Source organism: Rhodococcus sp. BH5 (genome assembly GCF_027583855.1).
Taxonomy (GTDB): domain Bacteria; phylum Actinomycetota; class Actinomycetes; order Mycobacteriales; family Mycobacteriaceae; genus Rhodococcus_F; species Rhodococcus_F qingshengii.
Window position 1 is genome coordinate 195,501 of record NZ_JAJHVW010000004.1, and the last position, 23,918, is coordinate 219,418.

Annotated in this window: 22 protein-coding genes; 13 read left to right on the forward strand and 9 right to left on the reverse strand. The window is 63.1% G+C overall.

The features are described from left to right. Positions 1-51: 51 nt before the first annotated feature. The gene (locus RhoBH5_RS12685; protein WP_039973409.1) at positions 52-1,725 is read left to right on the forward strand and encodes an acyl-CoA synthetase; all 1,674 of its coding nucleotides are present in this window, start codon (positions 52-54) and stop codon (positions 1,723-1,725) included. After that, positions 1,725-2,840, forward strand: a complete 1,116-nt coding sequence (locus tag RhoBH5_RS12690) for an NAD(P)H-dependent flavin oxidoreductase (RefSeq protein WP_007734277.1) — start codon at positions 1,725-1,727, stop codon at positions 2,838-2,840. Before RhoBH5_RS12685 ends, RhoBH5_RS12690 begins: the two co-directional genes overlap by 1 nt. A gap of 55 nt (positions 2,841-2,895) precedes the next feature. On the opposite strand, the gene RhoBH5_RS12695 is transcribed toward RhoBH5_RS12690, so the two are convergent. The 6 genes from RhoBH5_RS12695 to RhoBH5_RS12720 all read right to left on the reverse strand — a co-directional run bounded on the left by RhoBH5_RS12695 (position 2,896) and on the right by RhoBH5_RS12720 (position 9,438). After that, the gene (locus RhoBH5_RS12695) at positions 2,896-3,051 is read right to left on the reverse strand and encodes a hypothetical protein (protein ID WP_003945810.1); all 156 of its coding nucleotides are present in this window, start codon (positions 3,049-3,051) and stop codon (positions 2,896-2,898) included. 67 nt (positions 3,052-3,118) lie between these two features. Then, the gene (locus RhoBH5_RS12700; RefSeq protein WP_007734278.1) at positions 3,119-3,856 is read right to left on the reverse strand and encodes a FadR/GntR family transcriptional regulator; all 738 of its coding nucleotides are present in this window, start codon (positions 3,854-3,856) and stop codon (positions 3,119-3,121) included. Between the two features lie 60 nt (positions 3,857-3,916). After that, positions 3,917-4,735, reverse strand: a complete 819-nt coding sequence (locus tag RhoBH5_RS12705) for an ABC transporter ATP-binding protein (RefSeq protein WP_042449495.1) — start codon at positions 4,733-4,735, stop codon at positions 3,917-3,919. Continuing rightward, positions 4,732-6,810 carry a dipeptide/oligopeptide/nickel ABC transporter permease/ATP-binding protein gene (locus RhoBH5_RS12710; RefSeq protein ID WP_269613361.1) on the reverse strand — a complete coding sequence of 693 codons (2,079 nt, stop codon included), beginning with the start codon at positions 6,808-6,810 and terminating at the stop codon, positions 4,732-4,734. The genes RhoBH5_RS12705 and RhoBH5_RS12710 overlap by 4 nt, the downstream gene beginning before the upstream one ends. Beyond that, positions 6,810-7,769 (reverse strand): ABC transporter permease, encoded by a 960-nt coding sequence (locus RhoBH5_RS12715; protein WP_003945671.1) that lies wholly within the window; start codon positions 7,767-7,769, stop codon positions 6,810-6,812. The genes RhoBH5_RS12710 and RhoBH5_RS12715 overlap by 1 nt, the downstream gene beginning before the upstream one ends. A gap of 43 nt (positions 7,770-7,812) precedes the next feature. After that, positions 7,813-9,438: an ABC transporter substrate-binding protein gene (locus RhoBH5_RS12720; RefSeq protein WP_270008375.1), complete on the reverse strand. Its 1,626-nt coding sequence runs from the start codon at positions 9,436-9,438 to the stop codon at positions 7,813-7,815. A gap of 274 nt (positions 9,439-9,712) precedes the next feature. Here RhoBH5_RS12720 and RhoBH5_RS12725 point away from each other — a divergent pair, with 274 nt between their 5' ends. Genes RhoBH5_RS12725 through nagB form a run of 9 tightly spaced genes read left to right on the forward strand, consistent with a single transcriptional unit; the run spans position 9,713 to position 18,090 of the window. Continuing rightward, entirely contained in the window at positions 9,713-10,771 is a 1,059-nt protein-coding gene (locus RhoBH5_RS12725) for a Gfo/Idh/MocA family protein (protein WP_042449499.1), read from the forward strand. Next, on the forward strand, positions 10,768-11,763 hold the full coding sequence (locus RhoBH5_RS12730; protein WP_065351957.1) for a Gfo/Idh/MocA family protein: 996 nt from the start codon (positions 10,768-10,770) through the stop codon (positions 11,761-11,763). Before RhoBH5_RS12725 ends, RhoBH5_RS12730 begins: the two co-directional genes overlap by 4 nt. Further along, complete coding sequence (locus RhoBH5_RS12735; RefSeq protein ID WP_270008376.1) at positions 11,760-12,818, forward strand: Gfo/Idh/MocA family protein; 1,059 nt, start codon at positions 11,760-11,762, stop codon at positions 12,816-12,818. Before RhoBH5_RS12730 ends, RhoBH5_RS12735 begins: the two co-directional genes overlap by 4 nt. A gap of 46 nt (positions 12,819-12,864) precedes the next feature. Further along, positions 12,865-13,794, forward strand: a complete 930-nt coding sequence (locus tag RhoBH5_RS12740; protein WP_270008377.1) for a dihydrodipicolinate synthase family protein — start codon at positions 12,865-12,867, stop codon at positions 13,792-13,794. A gap of 1 nt (position 13,795) precedes the next feature. Continuing rightward, positions 13,796-14,725 (forward strand): ROK family protein, encoded by a 930-nt coding sequence (locus tag RhoBH5_RS12745; RefSeq protein ID WP_270008378.1) that lies wholly within the window; start codon positions 13,796-13,798, stop codon positions 14,723-14,725. Next, the gene (locus RhoBH5_RS12750; protein ID WP_192711953.1) at positions 14,722-15,429 is read left to right on the forward strand and encodes an N-acetylmannosamine-6-phosphate 2-epimerase; all 708 of its coding nucleotides are present in this window, start codon (positions 14,722-14,724) and stop codon (positions 15,427-15,429) included. The genes RhoBH5_RS12745 and RhoBH5_RS12750 overlap by 4 nt, the downstream gene beginning before the upstream one ends. A gap of 56 nt (positions 15,430-15,485) precedes the next feature. Then, positions 15,486-16,118: an SGNH/GDSL hydrolase family protein gene (locus RhoBH5_RS12755; RefSeq protein WP_245219755.1), complete on the forward strand. Its 633-nt coding sequence runs from the start codon at positions 15,486-15,488 to the stop codon at positions 16,116-16,118. Further along, positions 16,118-17,299 (forward strand): N-acetylglucosamine-6-phosphate deacetylase, encoded by a 1,182-nt coding sequence (locus RhoBH5_RS12760; RefSeq protein ID WP_073512001.1) that lies wholly within the window; start codon positions 16,118-16,120, stop codon positions 17,297-17,299. Before RhoBH5_RS12755 ends, RhoBH5_RS12760 begins: the two co-directional genes overlap by 1 nt. 11 nt (positions 17,300-17,310) lie before the next feature. Continuing rightward, the gene (gene nagB / locus RhoBH5_RS12765) at positions 17,311-18,090 is read left to right on the forward strand and encodes a glucosamine-6-phosphate deaminase (protein ID WP_054188081.1); all 780 of its coding nucleotides are present in this window, start codon (positions 17,311-17,313) and stop codon (positions 18,088-18,090) included. Between the two features lie 9 nt (positions 18,091-18,099). Here the strand turns inward: nagB and RhoBH5_RS12770 are convergent, their stop codons facing one another. The 3 genes from RhoBH5_RS12770 to RhoBH5_RS12780 all read right to left on the reverse strand — a co-directional run bounded on the left by RhoBH5_RS12770 (position 18,100) and on the right by RhoBH5_RS12780 (position 22,108). Beyond that, positions 18,100-19,731, reverse strand: a complete 1,632-nt coding sequence (locus RhoBH5_RS12770) for a long-chain-fatty-acid--CoA ligase (RefSeq protein WP_192711955.1) — start codon at positions 19,729-19,731, stop codon at positions 18,100-18,102. A gap of 61 nt (positions 19,732-19,792) precedes the next feature. After that, on the reverse strand, positions 19,793-20,914 hold the full coding sequence (locus tag RhoBH5_RS12775; protein ID WP_192711956.1) for an acyl-CoA dehydrogenase family protein: 1,122 nt from the start codon (positions 20,912-20,914) through the stop codon (positions 19,793-19,795). 12 nt (positions 20,915-20,926) lie between these two features. Continuing rightward, positions 20,927-22,108, reverse strand: coding sequence for an acyl-CoA dehydrogenase family protein (locus tag RhoBH5_RS12780; protein WP_003945878.1), 1,182 nt, complete (start codon positions 22,106-22,108; stop codon positions 20,927-20,929). A gap of 265 nt (positions 22,109-22,373) precedes the next feature. On the opposite strand from RhoBH5_RS12780, the gene RhoBH5_RS12785 reads away from it, so the two are divergent. Further along, complete coding sequence (locus RhoBH5_RS12785) at positions 22,374-22,565, forward strand: ferredoxin (protein WP_007734330.1); 192 nt, start codon at positions 22,374-22,376, stop codon at positions 22,563-22,565. A gap of 109 nt (positions 22,566-22,674) precedes the next feature. Beyond that, positions 22,675-23,592 (forward strand): 3-oxoacyl-ACP reductase, encoded by a 918-nt coding sequence (locus RhoBH5_RS12790; RefSeq protein WP_047269585.1) that lies wholly within the window; start codon positions 22,675-22,677, stop codon positions 23,590-23,592. The last annotated feature ends 326 nt before the right edge of the window (positions 23,593-23,918 follow it).

Sequence of the window (23,918 nt, forward strand, 5' to 3'; positions counted from 1 at the left end):
GCTCTCAAATTGGGTCTTGCCAGAAACGGTAACACGTTCTACTTTGAACTCGTGGCCCTTAACATCGCAGACTTCGTAGAGCACGCAATCGACCTCGTTCCGGACCGCGTTGCGCTGGTCTCGGACAACCGCGAGATGACTTATGCACAGTTGGAGGACCGAGCAAACCGCCTCGGTCACTACCTGCGTGAACATGGCGTTCAGCCGGGTGACAAGGTCGGCATCTACTGCCGGAACGTCATCGAGGCGATCGAGGCCATGGTCGCGGTTTTCAAGATCCGGGCCGTGATGGTCAACATCAACTACCGGTACGTCGAGAACGAGTTGCAGTACATCTTCGACAACTCCGACATGGTTGCGCTCATTCACGAGCGCCGCTACTCGGACAAGGTCGCGAACGTCCTGCCGAACACTCCCAAGGTCAAGTCCGTCATCGTGGTCGAGGACGGCACCGATCTGGACTTCAGTGCTTTCGGCATCGGCTACGAGGACGCACTCGCGCAGAGTTCGGGTGAGCGTGATTTCGAAGAGCGCAGCAACGACGACATCTTCATGCTCTACACCGGCGGCACCACCGGAAGTCCCAAGGGCGTCATGTGGCGTCACGAGGACTGGTGGCGTGTTCTCGGCGGAGGCATCAACTTCGTCACCGGAGTTCCGGTCGAGGACGAGTACGAGATGGCGAAGGTCGGCGCCGCCAACCCGAGCATGATCCGCTACCCGATCCCCCCGATGATTCACGGCGGTTCGCAGTCGGCGGTATTCCACAGCCTCTTCGGCGGCGGAACCTGTTTGATGCACCCGGAATTCGACGCCCACGAGGTGTGGCAGAACATCGACAAGCACAAGGTCAACCTGATCTTCATCACGGGTGACGCGATGGGCCGCCCGATGCTCGACGCACTCATCGCCGGAAACCCGGAGACCGGTGAGCCGTACGATCTTTCGACGCTCTACGTGATGGCCAGCAGTGCTGCACTCTTCTCGCCGAGTATCCAGGAGCAGTTCCTCGAACTGCTGCCTAACCGACTGTTGACGGACTCCATCGGAGCATCCGAGACCGGCTTCGGCGGACTGGCCGTGCTGAGCAAGGGGCAGAAGCACACTGGCGGTCCGACGGTCAAGATCGACGCCTCCACAACGGTTCTCGACGACGACGGCAACGAGGTCGAACCCGGATCGGGCAAGCGCGGCATGCTCGCTCGCAAGGGCAACATCCCGCTCGGCTACTACAAGGACGAGGTCAAGACCGCCGAAACCTTCCGCACCATCAACGGCGTTCGCTACTCGATCCCCGGCGACTATGCGCAGGTCGAAGCCGACGGCACGGTCACGATGCTCGGCCGCGGTTCGGTGTCGATCAACAGCGGCGGCGAGAAGGTGTACCCGGAAGAGGTCGAAGGCGCTTTGAAGGCGCACCCGGACATCTTCGACGTCCTGGTGGTCGGTATCCCCGACGAGCGCTTCGGTCAGCGCGTTGCCGCAGTGGTCCAGGTACGCGAAGGCACGTCGCCGACGCTGCACGACATCGCCACCGCAGCACGCAAAGAGATTGCCGGATACAAGGTTCCGCGCAGCGTGTGGTTCGTGGACCAGATCAAGCGCAACCCGGCAGGCAAGCCCGACTACCGCTGGGCGAAGGCCGAAACGGAATCGCGCGAGGCCGATGATCACAACGGAAACGGCGCTCCTGTGGCGTCCGCAAACGAAAGCGTGGAAGCCTGATGCGTTCGGATCTCGCCGACAAGTTCGGCATCGAATACCCGATTTTCGGATTCACTCCTTCCGAGCACGTCGCGGCCGCGATCAGCCGCGCGGGAGGTCTGGGCGTGCTCGGTTGCGTCCGGTTCAACGACCCGGAAGAGCTCGAAGCCGCACTGACGTGGATGGACGAGAACACCGACGGTAAGCCGTACGGCGTCGACATCGTCATGCCGGCCAAGGTGCCGACAGAGGGCGGCGCCGTCGATCTCGACAAGCTGATTCCGGAGGAGCACCGCGCCTTCGTCAACCGCACGCTCGACGAGCTCGGTGTGCCGCCGCTTTCCGACGACGTCGAGCATGCGACCGGCGTATTGGGATGGCTTCACTCGGTGGCGCGGTCTCACGTCGATGTTGCTCTGGGACACCGGATCGCGTTGATTGCGAATGCATTGGGATCACCGCCGAAGGACGTCATCGATCAGGCGCACGAGAAGGGCGTACCGGTAGCAGCGCTGGCCGGCGCCGTCGAGCATGCACGTCGTCACGTCGAGAACGGTGTCGACATCGTGATCGCGCAGGGCTACGAGGCAGGCGGTCACACCGGCGAAATTGCGTCGATGGTTCTCGTTCCGGAAATCGTTGATGCACTGGGTGATTCAGCTGCCGTACTGGCTGCCGGGGGTATCGGCAGCGGCCGTCAGGTGGCTGCCGCACTTGCACTCGGTGCGTCCGGAGTGTGGATGGGCTCGTACTGGCTCACCACGTCCGAATACAAACTCGGCAGTGCATCGGGCGATGGCCCGTCCGCTATTCAGCGTGCACTGTTGGGCGCGACGTCGGCCGACACCGTTCGTTCGCGCATCTACTCGGGTAAGCCCGCTCGGTTGCTCAAGACCAAGTGGACGGAAGCCTGGTCGAACCCGGGAGCACCGGCGCCATTGCCGATGCCGCTGCAGAACCTTCTGGTCAGCGACGCTCATCAGAGAATCGCTGCATCGGAGAACCCGGAAGTTGTGGCAATGCCCGTCGGTCAGATCGTGGGACGGATGAACGAGATCCGCCCGGTCGCCGAGGTCATGGCAGAGCTGGTGTCCGGGTTCGAAGACGCGCGAACCCGACTGGATTCGATGAAGTAGTAGATGACACGTGCGTGTGCCCTCGGCCGAGTTTCGGCCGAGGGCACACGTCGTTTCAGCCGGCGAGGTCGTCCGGTCCGACGGTGTCCGACAACCATTCTCCGCGACTGAGGGCGCCGTCGTCGCGGCGGCGTGCGATCACGAAAATGACCAGGGCGGCAGCGAGGACAACTGCGAGAACGCGCGAAGGCGTCAGGTTCGGGTTCTTCATACCTGTAATTTTGCCGGAAGAACGGGCGCGATGGTGAGCCAGCGGAGCAAAATCACGTGTTTCGAAATTACTGCGCTTCGGACGCATGGAGACTCGCGATCCGCTCGCGCAGGCCACCGAAGTGCACATCGAGAGTGTGCGCCGCCTCGACTGCATCACCCGTACGGATCGCGTCGAGAATCGCACGGTGCTTCGACGCGATGTCGATCAGTGGCGTATCCGAATGCCCGATGGCCTGCTGGATCTCGCTGTACACCTGCCAGAAGACGTCCATCAATTGAGCGAGGACCTGGTTGTCCAGCGGGGAGTACAGGCGGGAGTGGAAGGTCGCGTCGATGTCGGAGAAGTTCTTCCCGGCTGCGGCACGGACCTCCATGCCGGTGACGAGTTCGTCGAGGTCGGCGTGGTCGGCCGACGTCATCTCGGCCATCGCCGCACCGATCAGTCCGGTCTCGAGTGCCTGACGAATGTCGACCAGTTCCATCGCCTCGTGCCCGGTGCCCTGCAAGGACAACCGGCCACGGAAGGTCAGGCCGTCGGCGAGAGCGTCGAAGTTGCTAGGGGCGACGAACATTCCGAAGCCGTGACGGATCTCGACGACACCCAAGGCCTGCAGAACCTTGAGCGCCTCCCGGAGCGTGTTTCGGCCGATACCCAATTCCTCGGACAGTTCGGCCTCGGTGGGCATCGGGTCGCCGGGGGAGAGCCTGCGTTCGAGGATCAAGTTCATGATGTCCGTCTGAAGTGCGCGCATGCGGTTTTGCGCGCTGAAACGAGCGCCCTGTGTGCCACTCCGGACAGACATCGATTCCCCTTTTCTGATACGAACGTCCTTCATCCTATGTCCGGTCATCCGCTCCATTGGTCAACCCACGTCAACGGTGCGTTGCAGGAGGCTGGGCGCCGCACCCAGCAGTTTGGCCGTGTACGCATCCGACGGGTTGTCGAATACTTCCTGGGCCGTCCCCTGCTCGACGATCCGCCCGGCGTTCATGACGACGATGGTGTCGGAGACGTACCGCACCGTCTGTATGTCGTGCGAGATGAATACCATGCCGAGCCCCAACCGAGCCTTGATGTCGCTGAGCAGATTCAGGATCTGCGCTCGCACCGAGACGTCGAGCGCCGACGTCGGCTCGTCGGCCACGATGACGTCAGGTTCGAGCGCGAGTGCACGCGCGATCGCGACACGTTGCCGCTGACCGCCGGAGATCTGGCTCGGGATGACTTCGAGCGCAGATTGGGGGAGTCCGACCAAACCGACCAGCTCGCGAACTCGGGCGGTTCGGCTCGCGCGGTTGCCGATGCCGTGGACGTCGAGTGGATCGGTGAGGATGTCGGCCACCGTCATTCGGGGATTGAGCGCGGTAGCCGGATCCTGGAAGACGATCGAAATCGCCCGGCCGAACTCCTTGCGCACGCCGGCCGACCGGGTCAGAGCGCTTCGGCCGCGAAAGACCACGTCGCCCGACGTCGGTTTCTGCAGTCCGACCATGACTTTGGCCAGAGTGGACTTGCCACAACCCGACTCGCCCACGATGCCGATCGTCGTCCCTCGTCGTACGTCGATACTGACATCGTTGACCGCGTGAACCGTGCCCGGTTTGAACAGTGATCCCGAACGGGTCTTGTGGACGACGTGAATGTTCTTCAGTTCCAGGATGGGTGCTTCAGCTGTAGTCATCGCACGCTCTCCAATTCCGATTCTGTACGTACGGGAGTCGCGGACTGGTCGGCGAACCAATGCTCGGTCCCGTCGATTCGGACCATCTCCGGCTTACGGAGGGGGTCGGAGTCCGGGCGAGTGGAACGCTCGGCGAAACGGTCACCCGCCGCGAAGTTTCCGGGCGAGGGAACAGTTCCCTGAATCTGATGCAGTCGCGGCGCTTCGTCCTCGATAGAGAGAACGGCACCGAGAAGGCCCTGGGTGTATTCGTGGCGGGGATCGACGAGCAGATCACTCGTGGGCGCCGACTCGACGACCTGACCGGCGTACATCACCGTGATCTTGTGGGCCAGGGAGGCTACCAGAGCCAGGTCGTGGCTGACGAAGACCATTGCAAACCCCAGCTTTTCCCGAAGATCGTTGAGCAAGTCCACGACCTGGGCCTGGACGGTGACGTCGAGGGCGGTGGTGGGCTCGTCGGCGACGATCAACCGTGGACTGCGGGTGAGCGACATGGCGATCAGAACGCGCTGACGCTGACCACCGGAAAGCTCGTGTGGGTAGCTGGCGAGAGTGCGCACCGGATCGAGTCCGACGAGTTCGAGCAGTTCCTCGGCTGTGCGGGTACCGCCGCGCTTCGTTAGCTGCTTGAACTGCGCGCGGATCAGCATCGCCGGGTTCAGTGAACTCAGCGCATCCTGGTAGATCATGGCCATGTCGTGTCCGCGTAGCTTGTTTCGCTCCCGGTTGTTCAGCTCGAGGACGTTGACTCCGTCGAACAGGATCTCGCCGGTCACCACTGCCGTCTTGGGTAGCAGACCCATGATCGCCAGCGACGTGAGCGACTTTCCGCAACCGGACTCGCCGACGAGCGCCATCGTCTCGTTCGGGCGGACGGTGAAGCTCACGTTGTCGACGATCGCCGTGTCTCCGTAGCGTTCCGGGAACCGGATCGTGAGATTGCGGACCTCGAGGAGTGGTGCGGCATCGCCCTCGTACACAAGACGATCGGACCGAGATCGCTCGGTTTCCGCCAGGATCTTCAGGTGAGTTTCGAGAGGAGTCGGCTCGGCGGCCGGTTTCAGGGCATCTTTCACGACGCTCGGGTCGGCGAAGTCGTCGATCAACTCCGGAGTGTTGGCGACCGATGCGGCTTCGTCCTCCAGAATGAGTTCGTTGGAGGTCTCCTCCGCTGCGGCGGTCTGCGCTGCTTGGAGTGCGGAGGGCGTCTTCTTGGTCTTCTTCAGACTCGGATCGGCCATCGCGTCCGTCAGGCCCTCGGCGAGCACGTTGAGGGATAGCACCGTCAGAAGAATCAGCAGACCGGGGAACACCGTTGCCCACCAACCACCGAGAAGGACCATGTTCTTGCCGTCGGCGATCACCGATCCCCACGACGGGTCCGGGGGACGCACACCTGCTCCGATGAACGACAGGCTGGCCTCGAGCACGATGGCGTCGGCGACCATGACAGTGCAGAAGACGAGAACGGGCGCAGCACAGTTGGCTACGACGTGCTTGACGACGATGTGTGAAGTTCTTGCGCCGATGACCTTTTCGGCCGCGACGTAGTCCTCACCGTACTGAGCGAGAACGTTCGCGCGAACGACGCGAGCCACCATCGGTGTGTAGAGGAACGCGATAGTGACGATCAGAACCGGGATCGAACCACCGAAGGCCGCGACGAGTACGGCAGCGAGCGCAATGCCCGGGAACGCCATGACCACGTCGAGCACTCGCATGATGGTCTCGTCGACGCCTTTTCGGCTCGTTGCGGCCACCGATCCGATGAGAGCGCCGGCGCACAGTGCGAGGAAGGTGGAACCGAGACCGATGGTCAGCGACCAGCGTCCGCCGTAGAGCAAGCGGCTGAACAGATCTCGACCGAGACTGTCCTGCCCGAACCAGTGCTCGGCGCTGGGGCCCGCGGTACCCACCGCCTGTTCGAGCGGGGTGTACTGCGTGATCAGCGGCGCGAAGAGGCAGGCGAGCACGATGATCGCGAGAACCGCCATCGACAGCCAGGCCGAGAGGGGGAAGCGAGAAAAGGTGATGCCGGGTCGCGAAAGCTTCTCGGTGAGTTTTCTTCTCATCATGCTGCGCTCCGAAGTCGTGGATTGACGAGCAGGTAGAGGATGTCGACGGCGAGGTTGACGACGACGAAGCCGACCGCGATGACGATGACAACACCCTGAACGACTGCGGGGTCACCGTTGGTGACGCCGTTGATCATGAGCTGACCCATGCCGGGCAGGCCGAAGATCTGCTCGATGACCACAGCGCCACCGAGGAGGTAACCGACACGGAGGCCCAGGACGGTGAGCGGGTTGATCAGCGCGTTACGCAACACATTCCGTCCGATCACCACGTGATAGGGCAGGCCGCTGCCGATCGCGGTCCGGACGTAGTCCTTGTCCAACTCCTCGACCATCGACGTGCGGATGATGCGCGTGAGTTGTGCTGCGACGGGCAGTGACAGGGACAGCGCCGGGAGCGCCATGTACCAGAGCCAGTCGCTGACGGAGTCGCTCGGATTGACGTAGCCACCGGTGGGGAACCATCCGAGTTGAACAGCCAGATACTGAATCATCAGCAGTGCCAACCAGAATGACGGTGCCGCCACACCACCGAGGGAGATCACTCGGATGACCTGATCCGGCCAACGATCGCGGAACAGTGCGCTGGTGACGCCGAAGATCAGCGAGAGCACGATGGCGATCACCAGTCCGAGAACCGTGAGCTGAATGGTCAGTGGCAGAGCGGTGGAGATCGAATCCAACACCGGGGTACCGGAAATCAGACTGTCACCCATGTTGCCGCTGACCAGATCGGTCACGAAGTGAACGTATTGCAGCGGAAGCGGATCGAGCAGTCCGTTCTCTTCCTTGAACTGCTGCAACTGTTCCGCAGTCGGGTTGCCACCGTTGAACGCCGCGGTTGCGGGATCGGTGGGCGCGAACTGCATCACGATGAAGACGAACGCGATGATGCCGAGGATCAGGGGGATCAGTATCAGTAATCGCCTGATCAGCATGGGGAGGACTCTTGCCATCGGGGGATCTCTCAGTTGTGGGAAACGGCCGAGCGGGCGGGTATCAGGCCGGCTTCGCCTGAAGCAGGTTGACGCCGGGGTACGGCAGCGGAGTGACGTCGGCGATCTTCTTCGGATCCCACGCAGTCAGGAGTTCCTGATGGAGAACCGGGTAGTAGACAGCATTTTCGGCGATCTGGTTCAGGTACGACTGCACGAGGGTGCTGCGCTTTGCCGGGTCGGTCTCGCGGGTGGCTTCGTCCATGGTGGCGTAGATCCTCTGCGCTTCGGGGGTGTCGTCCCACTTGGCGTAGGTCTTCGTCCACAAGCCGCCCTTGCTGTACGTGTAGCGGACGAGAAGGTCGACGTCGCTGCCGAATGCCTGCGGGTTGGACGTACCGGCGGCGATCTGGAACTTCTGGCCGCTGTTGAGCTTGCTCACCATGGCGCTGGTGTCCTGCGGTTCGAGCGTCGTGTTGAATCCGACTGCGTCCCAAGACTCTTTGATGGTCGGCAAGCAGTCGGCCAGCCAGCTGACGTTGGTGGAGAGCAGTGTCAGGTCGAGGCCACTGACGCCGGCGGCAGCGAGGAGTGAGCGGGCCTTGTCCGGATCGTACGAGTAGACGGTGGACGCTCGCGCGTAGTCGGGGTTGCGCTCGTACAGGTAGCTCGTGGCCGGTGCTGCCTTGCCGCCGAGGGCGATCTCGATCATCTTCGGGGTGTTGATCGCGTAGAACATCGCCTGGCGAACACGAACGTCGTCGAACGGTGCCTGAGTGGTGTCGAAGAGCAGGTACATGAGGTTCATGCCCGGGTTGCCCTCGACGGTGCGCCCACCGGAGGTCAGAGTGGGGACGTTGGCGACGGGGATGTTGTCGGCGAGTTGTGCACCGGCATTGTTGCCCGAGACGCGCGCGATGCGTGAGGAGGTGTCGACGATGGAGAGCCAGTTCATGGTCGCGAAGTTGGCCGGACGCGGCCCGTTGTACGCCTCGAAGGCCTCGAAAGCTGTGTTGCTCTTGGGGGTGTGGCTCTTGAGCTTGTACGGACCGGAACCGACGACCAGCGCTCCGGACTTGGCCTCGTCCCAGTGGCCGTCGAAGACGTGCTTGGGCATGATCTTGGCGATCGAGAGACGCTGTGCGGCAGCGCTGAACGGGTAGTTGAAGTTCAGGGTCACCGTTTGGTCGTCGACCTTGGTGACGGACTGCAGCCAGGAGGAGAAGAAGGAGCGGATCAGTACGTTCTGCTGTGGATCGAGGATGCGATCGAAGGTGAAGACGACGTCGTCCGAGGTGACCGGAGTGCCGTCGTGCCAGGTTGCTCCCTCGCGGATTTTCATGGTCCAGCTCGAGGCGGTGGCGTCGGTCGGGACGGCCTGTGCGAGCGCCGCATACGTCTCACCGGTGCCTGGATCGTTTTCGAGCAGTCCCTCGTAGACGTGGTTGACCGCTGCCATGAGGAAACCGGATGCAGTCTGCATCGGGTCGAAGCTCTGGTCGTTGCCGTATCCGATGGCGGTGGTCAGATCGCCGGTGCTCGCGGAACCGCCGACAACCGAGGTCGACGACGGCCCGCCGCCACAGGCCGCGAGAGTCGCGGTGATACCTGCTGCAGCTCCCAGTAGCCCGGTGTACCGGAACAGGTCTCGGCGGGTGAACGCGGAGCTCAGCGGTCGTTCGTTCTTCAAGGCGGCCTCCAAGGCGGGGAGCGGGACATCAAGGGAGTGGATAGGGGATGTCCTATGTTCGACGTCCGATGTTGCGTAACTTACATTGTGGATCAGAAAGCGTCTAGAGAATCTTCGGAACTGGCGGCGCCGAACTTCGACGTTTCGCCGGTTTCGAGCCAAAAATAGTGCGCTCACCTGCATAGATGAAGACTGTGTTACCGACGTCGAATTGACGAGCGATGACGCTGGCCGTATAACATAGGACATCCCTCATCCAATCTTTGGAGACTTCATGACCCGATACAAAGTCGGTGTGGTCGGTTGCGGATTCTTCGGTAGTTCCCTCGCTCGCGAGCTGGCTGCCCATCCACGTTTCGAACTGACGATGCTGTGCGACCGTGACTTCGAGCGGGCCAAGGACGTCGCCGCAGAGTTCTCGGCAACCCCGACAGACGATCACGACGCGGTGGCCGCTCACCCGGAGTTGGCCCTCGTTGTCGTCGCGACGCCCAATCACGCGCACGCCGAACCTGCCATCGCGGCGCTCGAACACGGCAAGGCAGTTTTTGTCGAGAAGCCACTCGCCGTCGAACTGGTCGATGCGCAGAACATGATCGCGAGCGCCGACGCGAGCGGTTCGCCGTTGATGGTCGGGCACATCATGCGGATGATGCCGGGTGTACGACGTCTGGCGGACCTGCTGGCGTCGGGGGAGCTCGGCGAGGTCGCTGCGATCGAAACGTCTCGCTCACGCTGGATCGACACCGACGGCGCAGATCCACAGTGGTGGAAGCTCGACAAGAGCCGAACGGGTGGAGAACTGACTCACGAGATTCACGAACTGGACCTGATGTGCTGGCTCGGCGGCGAGGTGACTGCCGTGTCGAGCATCGCCACCGCGGACGACGGCTTCCGCAATACAGTGGTGTCGTTCGCCGGCGGCGCGATCGGCAGACACACCATTTCGACGCGGTCACACACTTCGTCGTGGCAGCTGACCGTCGATGCCACCGAAGGTTCGGTCCACGCGGACTTCCACACCGGCCGGGTCAGCCGACTGCGCGGGGGACAGGTCGTAGAGTCGTGGCCGATCTTCGACGTCGACGCCGAGAACCAATCGTTGATCGACGCTGCGAGCAGGACGCAGAAGTACAACTCGGGCAACGGAGGATCCTCGCTGTGGATGCAGGCTGCGATTCGTCACGAAATCGACGAGATGGCAGCAGTTCTCGACGGCAAGGCTGATCCCGACTCGCCGTTGACGTACGCACGTGAACGCGCACTCGTCGTCGCCGAACAGGTGCGACTCGGTGGCGGCGAACCGGCAGCGCTCTCGGGAAGTGCCAAGTGACGGTGCGTGTAGCCGTCATCGGTAGTGGCGGAATCGCGCGGGACCACGTCAGCGCCTTGGCGCGCATCCCGTCGGTCGAAGTCGCCTACGTATTCGGCAGTGACTTGGACCGGGCCGCATCGGTTGCGGCGTTGGCGCCGGGCGCGAAGGCCAGTACCGATCTGGCGAAGATTCTCGCCGACCCGAGCGTGCAGGCGGTCAACGTCGTCGGGGCCACTCCCGACCACGCACCCGTGACGATAGCCGCGGGCCGCGCGGGAAAGCATGTGCACGTGGAGAAGCCGGCCGCGCTGACAGTCGCGGACTTCGACGCCATGGTCGAGGCCACCGAAGGTGGCGGCACCTCACTGATGGTCGGACAGACCGTACGATTCCAGCCGTCGATCACCTCGATCGGAAACTCGGTTGCACAAGGTGCCATCGGCGACCCCCGGTTGATCCATCTCAGTTGGTACACCGGCCATGTCTGGCCAGGGGGCTGGCGAGGCTGGCAACACGACAAGGAACGTTCGGGTGGTCACCCCGTTCACAACGGAACCCACGCACTCGATCTGGTGACGTGGCTGATCGGTCGTCGTCCGACCCGTGTGTTCGCTCGTAGTTTCCCCACCTTCGCGGCGGGGATGCCCGTGCACGACAGCTTCCATCTGACCGTTCGCTTCGAGGACGGATCGCTGGCTCTCATCGAATTGGCCTACGCGCTACCACAATCGGGAAAGATGGTACGCCGGATCGTGGTGTCGGGGACTTCCGGCACGCTCGCGCACGACACCGGCGACGACCCGGGACTGATGACGGACACGACCAACGCGCCGCCGTCGTCGATCGAGGACGCGATGTCGCATCAGATGCGTCACTGGATCGCCACTCTCGACGGTTCCGCGAGCCCGATAGTCGAGAACTGGCAGGTGCGTGCAGCTCTCGCGACTGCCATCGCTGCCCAGCAATCGCTCGACACCGGCCGCGCTGTCTCGATCGGAGAAAACCAATGACCGGCACCGGTTCGATCCGCGTCGGATTTGTCAGCGGCGTCAGGCATGCCGGCTCCTATGCGGACCTGTTGCGATCCGATCCTCGAGTGAGCCTGGTCGGGGCCTCCGACGAATCCTCGGTCCCCGATTGGATTCGTGAGGACGGGATCGCGATGGCAAAGGCCGCAGACATCGAGTGGATCGACGAACTCGGCGAGTTGCTCGACCCCGAACGGATTGACCTGGCGATCATCTGCAGTGAGCCGACCAGGCATGCGCGGCTTGCGATTGCCGCATTGAACGCCGGACTCGACGTCCTGGTGGACAAGCCGGTGGGCGTCGACGAGGCGGAGGCCGCGGCGGTTCAGCAAGCCGCACGGTCGAACGGGCGAATCTGCACGGTGGTGAACCGCACTCATTCACCTGCGCTCCGGCGACTGCGCCGATGGATCGACGCCGGAAATCTCGGACTGCCGCGCCACGTCGACATCGAGTTCCTCGCAAGCGGAACACATTTCGCGACGTCTGTCGAGCGTCCCGAACTGGTGGTGGATCCCGCGCTTTCCGGCGGGGGAGAAGTAGTGAACTTCGCCGGTTACGCCGCCGACTACCTCCGATACCTCACCGGCCTGGACGTCACCGAGGTGTACGCCGAGACGAGCACACTCTACGGCGGGGCCCACCAGCAGTTCGGAGTCGAAGACACGGCGTTGATCTCGCTCGCCCTGGAAAACGGCGTCACCGCGACGGTGACCGTCGGAAGAATCCCCGCAGCACCGGGTTTCGGCGCGAATACCGCGACGGTTCGCGTCCTCGGATCCCACGGATACGCGAGTTCCGACGACGACAAACCCGCGGTGACCCACTTCGCGGCCTCGGGAGACGTGACCGCACTACCCATCGGCGGCTTCGGTTCGGACAACGCGGTGTCGAGCTTTCTCTCTCACGGGCTCGATCGACTTCCCACACGGACCGAACCCGACTACACCGTGGCAGACGCCCGCGCGTCGATGCGCGTGATCGATGCTGCCTATCTGTCCGCCTCGAGCGGTCAGCCGGTCTCCGTTTCTCCCTGACAGCCGCACCCACAACTCAATCCGACAACCAACATATGGAGACCCCATGAGCACGGAAACCACCACCTTCAGCGGAATCGTCCCGCCGATCGTCACACCCCTGACGCTCGAGGGCGAGGTCGACACCACGTCGCTCGAACGCCTGCTCTCACTGCAGATCGAAGCCGGAGTCGACGGCTTGTTCGTCCTCGGTTCCTCGGGTGAGGTCGGTTACCTCACCGACGCTCAGCGCGCCCAGGTGGTGCAGACGGCCATCGGTCACGTCGGCGGCCAGGTACCGGTCCTCGTCGGAGTGAACGACATGACCACCAACCGGGTCATCGCCGTCGCCGAGCAGGCGCGTGAAGCGGGCGCGGATGCCATCGTCGCGACGGCGCCGTTCTACGCGATCACCGATGCAGCCGAGACGGCAACGCATTTCCGCTCCATCCACGCCGCAGTGGATCTTCCGTTGTTCGCCTACGACGTCCCGGTTCGTGTCCACAGCAAGCTCAGCCCGGCAATGCTGGTCGAGCTCGGTCGCGAGGGAGTCATCGCCGGCGTGAAGGATTCGAGCGGCGACGACGTCAGTTTCCGTATGTTGCTCCGTCAGTCGGCCGGGCTCGAAAACTTCGCCGTCTTCACCGGGCACGAGGTAGTCGTCGACGGATGCCTGCTGATGGGTGCTTCGGGCGCAGTGCCCGGCCTGGCCAACGTGGACCCGCACGGCTACGTACGACTGTGGCGCGCTGCGCAGGCAGGAGACTGGGCCGCAGCGAAGGCCGAGCAGGATCGACTCGCCGATCTGTTCTCCATCGTCGAGGCGCCGACACCGGGTCGCGTCAGTGCCGGTGCCGCGGGTCTGGGCGCGTTCAAGACGGCTCTGGCCCTGCGCGGCGTCATCACCGGCAACACGATGTGCGCGCCGATGCTCTCGCTCGACGAGTCCGAGACCGCAACGATCAAGGTCGTTCTGGAACAGGCCGGGCTCCTCTGACATGACATCTGGGCAGAAGCGATGGATCGGTATCGACATCGGCGGCACCAAAGTGGCTGCCGCGGTGGTGACGTCCGACGGAGACGTGATCGACACCGTTCGTGCGGCAACACCGACGGCGGGTAGGGAAGCCGTTCTCGGGACCGCTACCGCGTTGATCGACCGTCTGAGGGCGAATCACACGGTAGCCGGAATCGGAGTCGGTGCACCGGGAATCATCGATCGGGTGCGTGGCCGCGTCGTCTTCGCCTCCGACATTCTGTCTGGATGGAGTGGCGCCGAGGTTCGCGGAGAACTCGAGGCACACTCAGGCCTACCGGTGACGGTGGACAACGACGTGCGCGCGATGGCTCACGGCGAGAACATGATCGGCGCCGGTCGCGGTCGAACCTCTGCACTGTTCGTCTCGATCGGTACCGGAATCGGTGGCGCGTTGACCGTGGGCGGTCAGCTGTACCACGGTGCCCACGGAACAGCCGGCGAACTCGCGCATCTGTTGGTTCCGGTTTCCGGGGCGATAGGTTGCGGTTGCGGCAGAACCGATCACCTCGAGGCAGTCGCGTCTGGCCCGGCGATGGCAGCCGAGTACGCAGCGCGGGCGGGTGTGCCCACTCAACCGTTACAGGCAGTGGTGGCGCTCATGCACTCGGGCGATCCGATCGCCCGTGCCGTGGTCTCCGACGCCGGTACTCTGCTGGGCCGCGTCCTGGCCGGCGTCGCCACCGCATTCGATCCCGAGGTGATCGTCATCGGCGGCGGTGCAGCCCAGATCGGAGCCGACCTCCTGTCGCCGCTGACCTCCGCTTTCCGGGTGGAAGCGATGGGCCCCATTGCCGAAACCGCCATTCTTCCTGCTCGTTTGGGCACCGATGCGCCGCTCGTCGGCGCTGCGCTCCTGGCCGCCGCAACACGAATCGAGGTAGCACCGTGACTGTCGAAGAACTGCTCACGATCATCAGCGGGAAGCTGATCGTGTCCTGTCAGGCCGGACACGGCCATGCCCTGCGCGACACCGGGACCATCGAGAGGATGGCCCGCGCCGCGGTCGACGGAGGAGCGGTGGCGATCCGCTGCGGCGGCGTGGGCGGTACCCCGGATGTCGCAGCAGTCGTGTCGGCAGTGAAGGTACCGGTGATCGGATTGACGAAGATCGGCTCCGAAGGCGTCTTCATCACGCCGACAAGGGAATCAGCCCTCGAAGTCGTGGACTCGGGTGCGCAGATCGTGGCTGCCGATGCCACACTGCGGCCACGTCCGGATGGGCTGACGTTTGCCGACACCGTCGAAGCGGTCCATGATCGCGGCGGCCTCGTCATGGCCGACTGTGGAACACTCGAGGACGGCGTCGCTGCCGCCGCGGCGGGCGCCGACATCATCTCCAGCACACTGGCGGGATATACCGAGAACAGCCGACGGCTGGCCGGCCCGGACCTGGAGCTGATCTCGGAACTGCGGCAGGCACTTCCAGATGCAGTCCTCATCGCCGAGGGGCGGTACCACAGCCCGGAGGATGCGGCACGCGCCATCGCCCTGGGTGCAGACTCGGTGGTTGTCGGAACCGCAATCACGGATCCGGCGTTCATCACGTCGAAATTTGCAGCCGCAGTATCGGGCGCCGGAAGGCAGAGGGTGTGACCCCGACGTCGAAGGCTTTGAAGTGCAGGACTGCTGAACGGATTCGACTGGAAACTTTGCTCGTAGACTCCTCGACGCCGATACGGTGGGTCTTCACCGGCGACAGCATCACTCAGGGATTGACGCACACCGACGGTCATCGAAGTTACGTCGAACACTGCGCCGAGCGCATCCGTGGTGAGCTTTCCTTGTTCAACCACGTCCTTGTCAACACCGGGGTGAGCGGCAATCGATCCTCCGATGTGCGTGCGGGTTTCGCACACCGCATCGAGGTGTTCGAACCCTCGGTGGTGTTGATCATGCTCGGTACGAATGACGCATTGGATGGCGAAGAAGGACTGGAGCGGTTTCGAGACGACCTCTTGGACACGATCTTCCGGACACGAGCGATCGGTGCGGTGCCGATCCTGCAGACGCCGCCACCGATCGACGTCGAGAATGCGCCCACCAGAGCGGGATTGGTTCAGTACGTCGAGGTCGTGCGGCAGGTTGCCGCCTCGACGCGCGTGGTGTTCGTCGACCACTACGCGCAGTGGACGGCCCATTCTCCCGAGGGCCCACCGCCGGCTCTCCTGGCTGACGCATTCCATCCGAACGAACAAGGGCACTACGTGCTCGCGGACGCCGTGCTCCGTGAGTTGTCGATCGCGGATACCGAAGTTCCCGTTGTACCGCAGGTGATGTCGTGATGCATCGTGGACAAATTCTTCGTGGACAACTGGTGACCGGTGGGCAACTGCTTCCGGACGGTGTCGTCGAGATTTCCGGTGATCGTGTGGTGTGGGCCGGGCCCGCGTCGCAGCGAACCGACCCGTTACCCGAACGGGCAGCTGCGGGGACAACGATCATCCCGGGGTTGGTGGACGTTCACTGCCACGGCGCCGGCGGATTCGGTTTCCCCGAGGCAGACGAGTTCGGATCCACCGTGGCTGCCGATCACCACCGGACGAACGGCACGACCTCGGTGATCGGCTCGCTCGTCTCCGCGCCGCCGCAGATCCTGCGCAGTCGCATCGAGCTCCTGGCAGGACTGGTGGACGAGGGCACGCTGGCCGGAATTCACCTGGAAGGTCCATTCCTGTCGGTACTCCGTTGTGGCGCCCAGGATCCCGACAGCATTCTCGACGGCGACCCGGCTCTGCTCGAGTCGCTGCTCGAAGCCGGCCGCGGGCACATCCGCTCGATGACGATCGCTCCGGAGACAGCACACTTCGGCGAACTTGCCTCATTGCTGGAGCGTCACCGGGCCGTCGTGAGTATCGGACACACCGATGCGTCCAACCCGATTGCGACACGTTCGATCGCACACTCGGCGCATGCACCGCTCAGTGCCACTCACCTGTTCAACGGTATGGCTCCGATGCATCATCGCGCTCCCGGCGCAGTGGCGGCGTGTCTTGCCGCGGCCGCGAAAGGACAGATGGTGGTCGAGTTGATCGGGGACGGAGTACATCTCGCCGACGAGACGGTGGCGACGGTGTTCGATCTGGTCGGTCCGCATCAGATCGCGTTGGTCTCCGACGCGATGGCTGCCGCCGGAATGCCCGACGGCCGTTACCCACTCGGGCCTCTCGACGTCGACGTGATCGATGGCGTGGCGCGATTGGCCGGCCAGGGGGAAACGGCCATTGCCGGCGGGACGAGTCGGTTGATGGACATAGTCCGCCGGGCTGTTAATCACGCCGGCGTCGATCTGCTTTCGGCTGTCATCGCAGCGACGGCAACGCCTGCTTCGCTGATGGGGCTGGCCGGAATGGTCGGCGATCTCGTGCCGGGTTGCCGCGCCGATCTGATCGTCACCGGTCCAGAACTCGAAACCCGCGCCGTCATGGCCGCTGGGAACTGGCTCATGAACTACACCGAAAGCTGAGGAATCAACCGATGGAAATTGTCATTGTCGACAGTGCGGAGGCGGCCGGCACCGTTGTTGCCGACATCTTCGAACACGCGGTGCATTCAGGTGCACGGACTTTGGGCCTGGCGACAGGATCTTCACCGCTCTCGGTGTACCGCGAACTCGCGCGCCGTCACCGCGAGGAAGGGTTGAGTTTTGCCGGCGTGCAGGCGTTCCTGTTGGACGAATACGTCGGCCTGCCGGAAGGCCACCCTGAGTCGTATGCCCAGGTGATCCGCACCGAGCTGGTGAATCACCTGGACCTGGACGCGGCAAGGGTATTCAGCCCCGACGGAACCGCGCCGGATCCATTTGCCGCCGCGGCAGCCTACGACCGGGCGATTGCGTCGAATGGTCCGGTGGACGTACAACTTCTGGGCATCGGCGGCAACGGTCACATCGGTTTCAACGAACCGACGTCCTCACTGAATTCGAGGACCAGGGTCAAGACGCTGACGGAACAGACTCGAACCGACAACGCCCGATTCTTCGAGAGTCCGGACGACGTACCACGGCACGTGATCACCCAGGGCCTCGGAACTATCTGCGAAGCAAAGCATCTGGTGATGATCGCGACCGGCGAGCACAAGGCCGCTGCGATTGCCGCTGCCGTCGAGGGGCCGCTGGCCGCGGTGTGCCCGGCATCGGTCCTCCAACTGCATCCACACGCGACAGTGGTGATCGACGAGGCAGCGGCATCACAGCTTCGGCTCACCGAGTTCTACAAAACGGTGTCGGCGCACAAACCGCTTGCTCAGCACTACTGAGACATCGGACTAGACGGGCTCTCGCGTTTTCTCGAGTCCGAGTGCCATTTCGGGAGTGAGTAATTGGAAGTCGGATTCCCCACGCCGACGGATCCACACCGGATCGGAGGTGTTCCAGCGTTCGGCGCTCTGCGTTCGAGTGACCACCTTGAACGTCGCCGTTCTCGGGAACTCACTACACACTCGGATCAAGGTCGGCTTCTGCTTCGGCCCGAGTTCCGGCCGGGAATCGATGTATTCGGCTACGGCTGCCGGGTCGAAGTTGTCGACATCGCCGACCGGAATCACCGACGCCATGACGCGGTCGCCGACGTCGCTGTCGGGGACTGCGTACACGGACACCTGCGCGAAGCCCGGGTAACCGACCAGGGAGCGTTCGATGGGTGCGGCACCGATGTTCTCGCCGTCCACTCGCAGCCAACCGGAACTGCGTCCCGCGAAGTAGACGTAACCGTCGACGTCGGTGTACGCCAGATCGCCACTCCAGTACTGGCCGTTGCGCATTCGCTCGGCGTCGGCTTCCGGGTTCTTGTAGTACCCGGCGAATGTGCCTGGGCCGGTGACATTGACCAGTTCACCAGTTGCCTCGTCGGCGTTGGTGATCCGGCCGTCGGCATCGAAGACTGCAGGCGGGCATGGCGCTCCGGTCTCGGGATCGAGGATCTTGACGCCGTCCGGGAGCAGTCCGAGGGCGCCTGGCCGGGGAACCGGTGCCGCGGAGATCGAAATGCCGCCCTCGGTGGAACCGAACCCGTCGATGACGCGAGCGTCGAAGCGCCGGACGAAGGTGGCGACGGCGGGCGCCGAACCCTCGTTGCCGTACATGATCTTCAAGGTGTTGTCCCGCTCGTTCGGCACCTCGGGGGTGGAAGCGATGAAGGACAACGGCTTTCCGACGTAGTTGGAGTACGTGATTCCGTACTTGTGAACGTCGGGTAGAAAACCCGAAGCGGAGAACTTGCGTCGCATGGCAATTCCCGCACGAGCGTGCAGCGCGACCGTCCACGCCGCCATCATCGCGTTGGAATGGAACATGGGCATCGCCATGTAGACGACGTCGTCGGCGCCGAGCCCGAAACGATCGGCAAGCATGACCCCGGGAGAGGCCAACTTGTGGTGCGTGCACCGAACCGCTTTGGGATCACCGCTGGTTCCGGAAGTGAAGATGAGCATCAACAGATCGTCGGGCTGCGCCGTCGATGCGTAGGCCGGCGTATCGGAGAAGGGCGCCAACAATTCCGCCCAGGCCGGAGAATCCACGTTGATCACCCGGACGTCGCCGAGATCGACGTCGTCGAGTAGATGTGCCTGGTTGTTCTCGGTGAAGATGACCTGGCAGTCGGAGAGCGCAATGTCTCGCGCCAATGCCGGGCCGCGCCTGGTCGTGTTCAGCCCGGCGGCGACCGAACCCGAGAACGATGCCGCTCCGAGCAGCAGCGAGAACTCGGGGACGTTCTCCATCAGAAGTCCGAAATGCCTGGGGCGCGTTCGATCGAGCAGCGTGTCCAGCAGCGCTGCTCGATCGAACGAGCCTTGAACGTGCTCGCGCCAGGTGATGACCTGGTCCTCGAAACGGATACCGCGGTCGTCGATCTCGCTGACTCCGAGGAGTAGATCGGAAACAGTGGGGCTCTGACTCATAGCTGCATCATCATCGATTCGTCTCGGACCAGGTCATGGATTTCCACTCGGTGGGACGCACTCAGGCAGGGACTGCGGCGAGTTCCTTGCCCAGTGCGCGAAGCTGATCTGTTGCGTTGCCGAGCAGGAACTCGTGATGCTTGGCCGCGAGGAAGTAGCGGTGAACCGGATGGTCCTCGTCCAGACCGACACCGCCGTGAACGTGAACAGCGGTGTGCCCGACGCGGTGTCCCGCATCTGCAGCCCAGAACTTGGCCGTCTGTACAGCGCCGTCGGAAGGAAGTCCTTCGCTCAGACGCCACGCGGCAGCCCACAGAGTCAGACGAACACCCTTGACGTCGATGTATCCGTCTGCGAGGCGCTGGGCCACTGCCTGGAAACTACCGATCGGTCGACCGAACTGCACACGCTCGGTGGCATATTCGGCGGTCAGCTTCAACGCTTGATCGAGCACTCCGTACTGGTAGGCGGTCGAACCGAGCTGAATTCGCTCGACGATCCACGCCGCGATGTCCGATCCCTGGGCAACCGAGCCGAGAACACGATCGGCCGGGATCTGCACCGAATCGAATTCGACGAGACCCGCGCTCGAGAAATCTGTGGTCGATTGCCTGGTAATGCTCACGCCCGCGTCCGACGGTTCGACGAGGAAGACCGCGACGCCGTCCTCGGTGATGGCGGGGACGAGGAACAGATCTGCGAGCGGTGCACTGTCGACGGTGATCTTGGCTCCGTCGATGCGCCAACCTTCGGCGGTCTTCTCGGCACGCGTGACGGGGTGGGCCGGGTCGTCGTTGTATTCCTCGGCGAGGGCCGCGGTGAGTACCTTCTCGCCGGCGGCGGCAGCGCTCGCCCATTCGTCTCGCTGCTTGTCCGAGCCGAATTCCGCTATCGCTGCGGCGGACCCGACGATGGACGTCAGGAACGGAACGGCTGCAACACCGCGTCCGAGTTCGGCCAGGATGCTGCACTGCTCGAGGACCCCGAATCCGTCTCCGCCGACCGACTCCGGAAGGGCCGCACCGAGGACGCCGGCCGAAGCCAGCGCATTCCACAAGATGGCGTCGAAGCGGTCTTCCGCGGCGTCGAGTTCACGAAGGCGATCGTTGGTGACCAGTTCGGTGACTACGGATCGTGTCAGGCCGGACAGGTCCTGCTGGGCCTCGGTAAGGGTGAATTCCATGATCGTGGGTCCTTATCGCTTCGATGCGGGAAGCCGCAGAGCTGTCATTCCGATGATGTCGCGTTGCACTTCGTTGGTACCGCCGCCGAACGTCAGGATCAGCGAAGAACGATGCATACGTTCGATGCGGCCGCGCAGAAGAGCGCCGGGGGAGTTCTGCCTGATCGTGGCGGAGGATCCGAGGATTTCCATCAGCAAGCGGTAAGCCTCGGTGGCGAATTCGGTACCGAACACCTTGTTGGCGGACGCAGCTTCGGGGCCGGGAGCGTGATCGGTTGCGGAGGCGATTTCCCAGTTCATCAACTTCAGGTACTCGGCTTTGGCATGCACGCGAGCCAGATTGATCTGCACCCATTCCTGGTCGATCATGCGTCGGCCGTCGGGCAGCTTGGTGTTCTGTGCCCACTCGCGGACCTCACGCTGCGCGGTCAGAATCGGTCCGGCCGAGGTGAGGGCAACGCGCTCGTGGTTGAGCTGATTGGTGATCAGTGCCCAGCCGCCGTGTTCCTGACCCACGATCGACGACGCCGGGACCCGTACGTCCTGGTAGTAGGTGGCGCTGGTGTCGGGGCCGGCCATGGTGTGAACCGGTGTGTAGGAGAAGCCTTCTGCCGTGGTGGGGACGATCAGCATGCTGATTCCCTTGTGCTTCTTGGCTTCCGGATCGGTGCGGCACGCCAACCATACGTAATCGGCGTACTGGATCAGGCTGGTCCACATCTTCTGCCCGTTGATGACGTAATCGTCACCGTCACGGACCGCCGACGTGCGCAGAGAGGCCAGGTCGGTGCCGGCCTCGGGCTCGGAGTAGCCGATCGCGAAGTGGAGCTCACCGCGAGAGATCTTGGGCAGGAAGAAGGCCTTCTGCTCGTCCGTACCGAAATGCATGATTGTCGGCGCTACCGAATTGATCGTCAGGAACGGCACCGGCGCACCGGCGATGGCGGCTTCGTCGGTGAAGATCAGCTGGTCCATCGCGGAGCGTTCCTGTCCGCCGTACTCTTTCGGCCAACCCAGGGTGAGCCAGCCGTCCTGGCCCATCTGCGCGACGACTTCGCGGTACACATTGCCTTCGCCGTACTCACCCGTCGTGGCGGCGAGCGCTTCACGCCGCTCGGGAGTCATCAGTTGTGCGAAGTAGGCACGCAACTCCTCCTGGAGCTGTTGCTGCTCAGGGGTGTAGGTGATGTGCATGGTTACCTCTCCATAGAGATACGAATCAAAGCGTCAACCATTCGATTGACACAGGTTCTATCGATGCGTTCATCGGCGACAAGGGGCGCCCTCGCCGTCTCCGGCGGATCGTTCGACGTCCGTTCTCGGTACTTTTTCGAATCATTGCACACGACTGAAACAGGTTCTAGTGTTATCGCCAGGAACGGTGTGCGGCACAGCCCTGCGGCACTCGTTTCGTATCCGTGTTCGTGTGAGCAGTTGTGAGTAGAGAAGAGGAATCGCCATGGAGGTCAGGGTTGATCTGGACCGTTGCGAGGCAAACGGTGTGTGCGTCGGGATCGCGCCCGATATTTTCGACCTCGACGACAACGAGGAGCTCGTGATCAGTTCTGTGCGCCCACCGGAGGATCGCTGGGAGGATGTCCGTTCCGCGATCGCTCAGTGCCCGCGCGCGGCACTGACCGAACATCCGTGACGATGGTTGCCCAAAACAAGAACACGTTCTAAAGTTGCGAACTCGTGGGTCACGGCAATCGAGCCGGCTAACTCGACACACGACCGCAGAGAACCGGGAGAGCGCTTCGATGAATGCTGTGAACAGCCCAGAAACCAGTCTCGAAGGCAAGGTCGCCATCGTGACCGGTGCCGGATCGGGGCTCGGAAAGTTCGAGGCCATCGGTCTGGCGAAGGCCGGTGCTTCGTTGGTCGTCAACGATCTGGCCCCGAACGAGGCCGTCGAAGCGACGCTCGAGGAAATCCGTGGTCTCGGTGCCAAGGTCGAATTCGTGGCAGGCAACGTCGGTGAGCGTTCTACTGCCGACGCACTGATGGAAGCAGCGCAGGGTCAGTTCGGCAGTGTCGACATCGTCGTCAACAATGCAGGGGTCGTACGCGACCGGATGCTGTTCAACATGTCCGACGAAGACTGGGATCTCGTACTCGAAGTGCACCTTCGCGGCCATTTCCTCTTGTGCCGCAACGCCGCTGCCTACTGGCGGGCGAAATCCAAGGAAGCCGGGGCGCCGGTGTACGGGCGCATCGTCAACACTTCTTCGGAGGCGGGTCTCCTCGGACCGGAAGGGCAGCCCAACTACGGCGCTGCAAAAGCCGGAATCACGGCGCTGACGTTGTCGGCCGCACGTGGGCTATCGCGCTATGGCGTACGGGCCAACGCGATCTGCCCGCGGGCACGGACGTCGATGACCGAAGGCGTGTTCGGCGACGCGCCGGCCGACGGCATGGATCCACTCTCGCCCGAGCACGTGGCTTCGCTCGTCTCGTACCTGGCATCACCAGCGGCCGACGCCGTCAACGGTCAGGTATTCGTGGTGTACGGACCGATGGTTGCGCTGATGGCGGCGCCCGTCGTCGAGCGGCGGTTCGACGCCGAGGGAGATTCCTGGTCGCCGGAAACGCTGTCCGCGGTGATGGGTGACTACTTCGCTGACCGTGACCCGGCAAAGATGTTCTCGGCATCGGCGGCCCTGCGCGCGTTGGGCTGATCGACGGCGCTGATTCTCGGGTGCGCGACACGTAGAACCGTTGTTCACACTCAGACGGTCTACGTGTCCACTTCCTGGTAGAAATAGCGTGTTCACGAGTCGGTGGGCGCGGCAGTTTGCCTGCGTTCTGTAACGAGACCAACGGTCTCGAAAAAACTGGACTGTGTTCCAATTTTGCATTCCTGCGAACGATGCGATATTCGATCGGCGTGCCCAGTCAAGGCTCTCGCATGGCTGAATTGCGAACCTGGTGCCGAAAGGCGCCGATCATTCAAAAGTATTAATTTCCAGGATATTTCGGCGAAAATCACATCGAAAAGGGATGC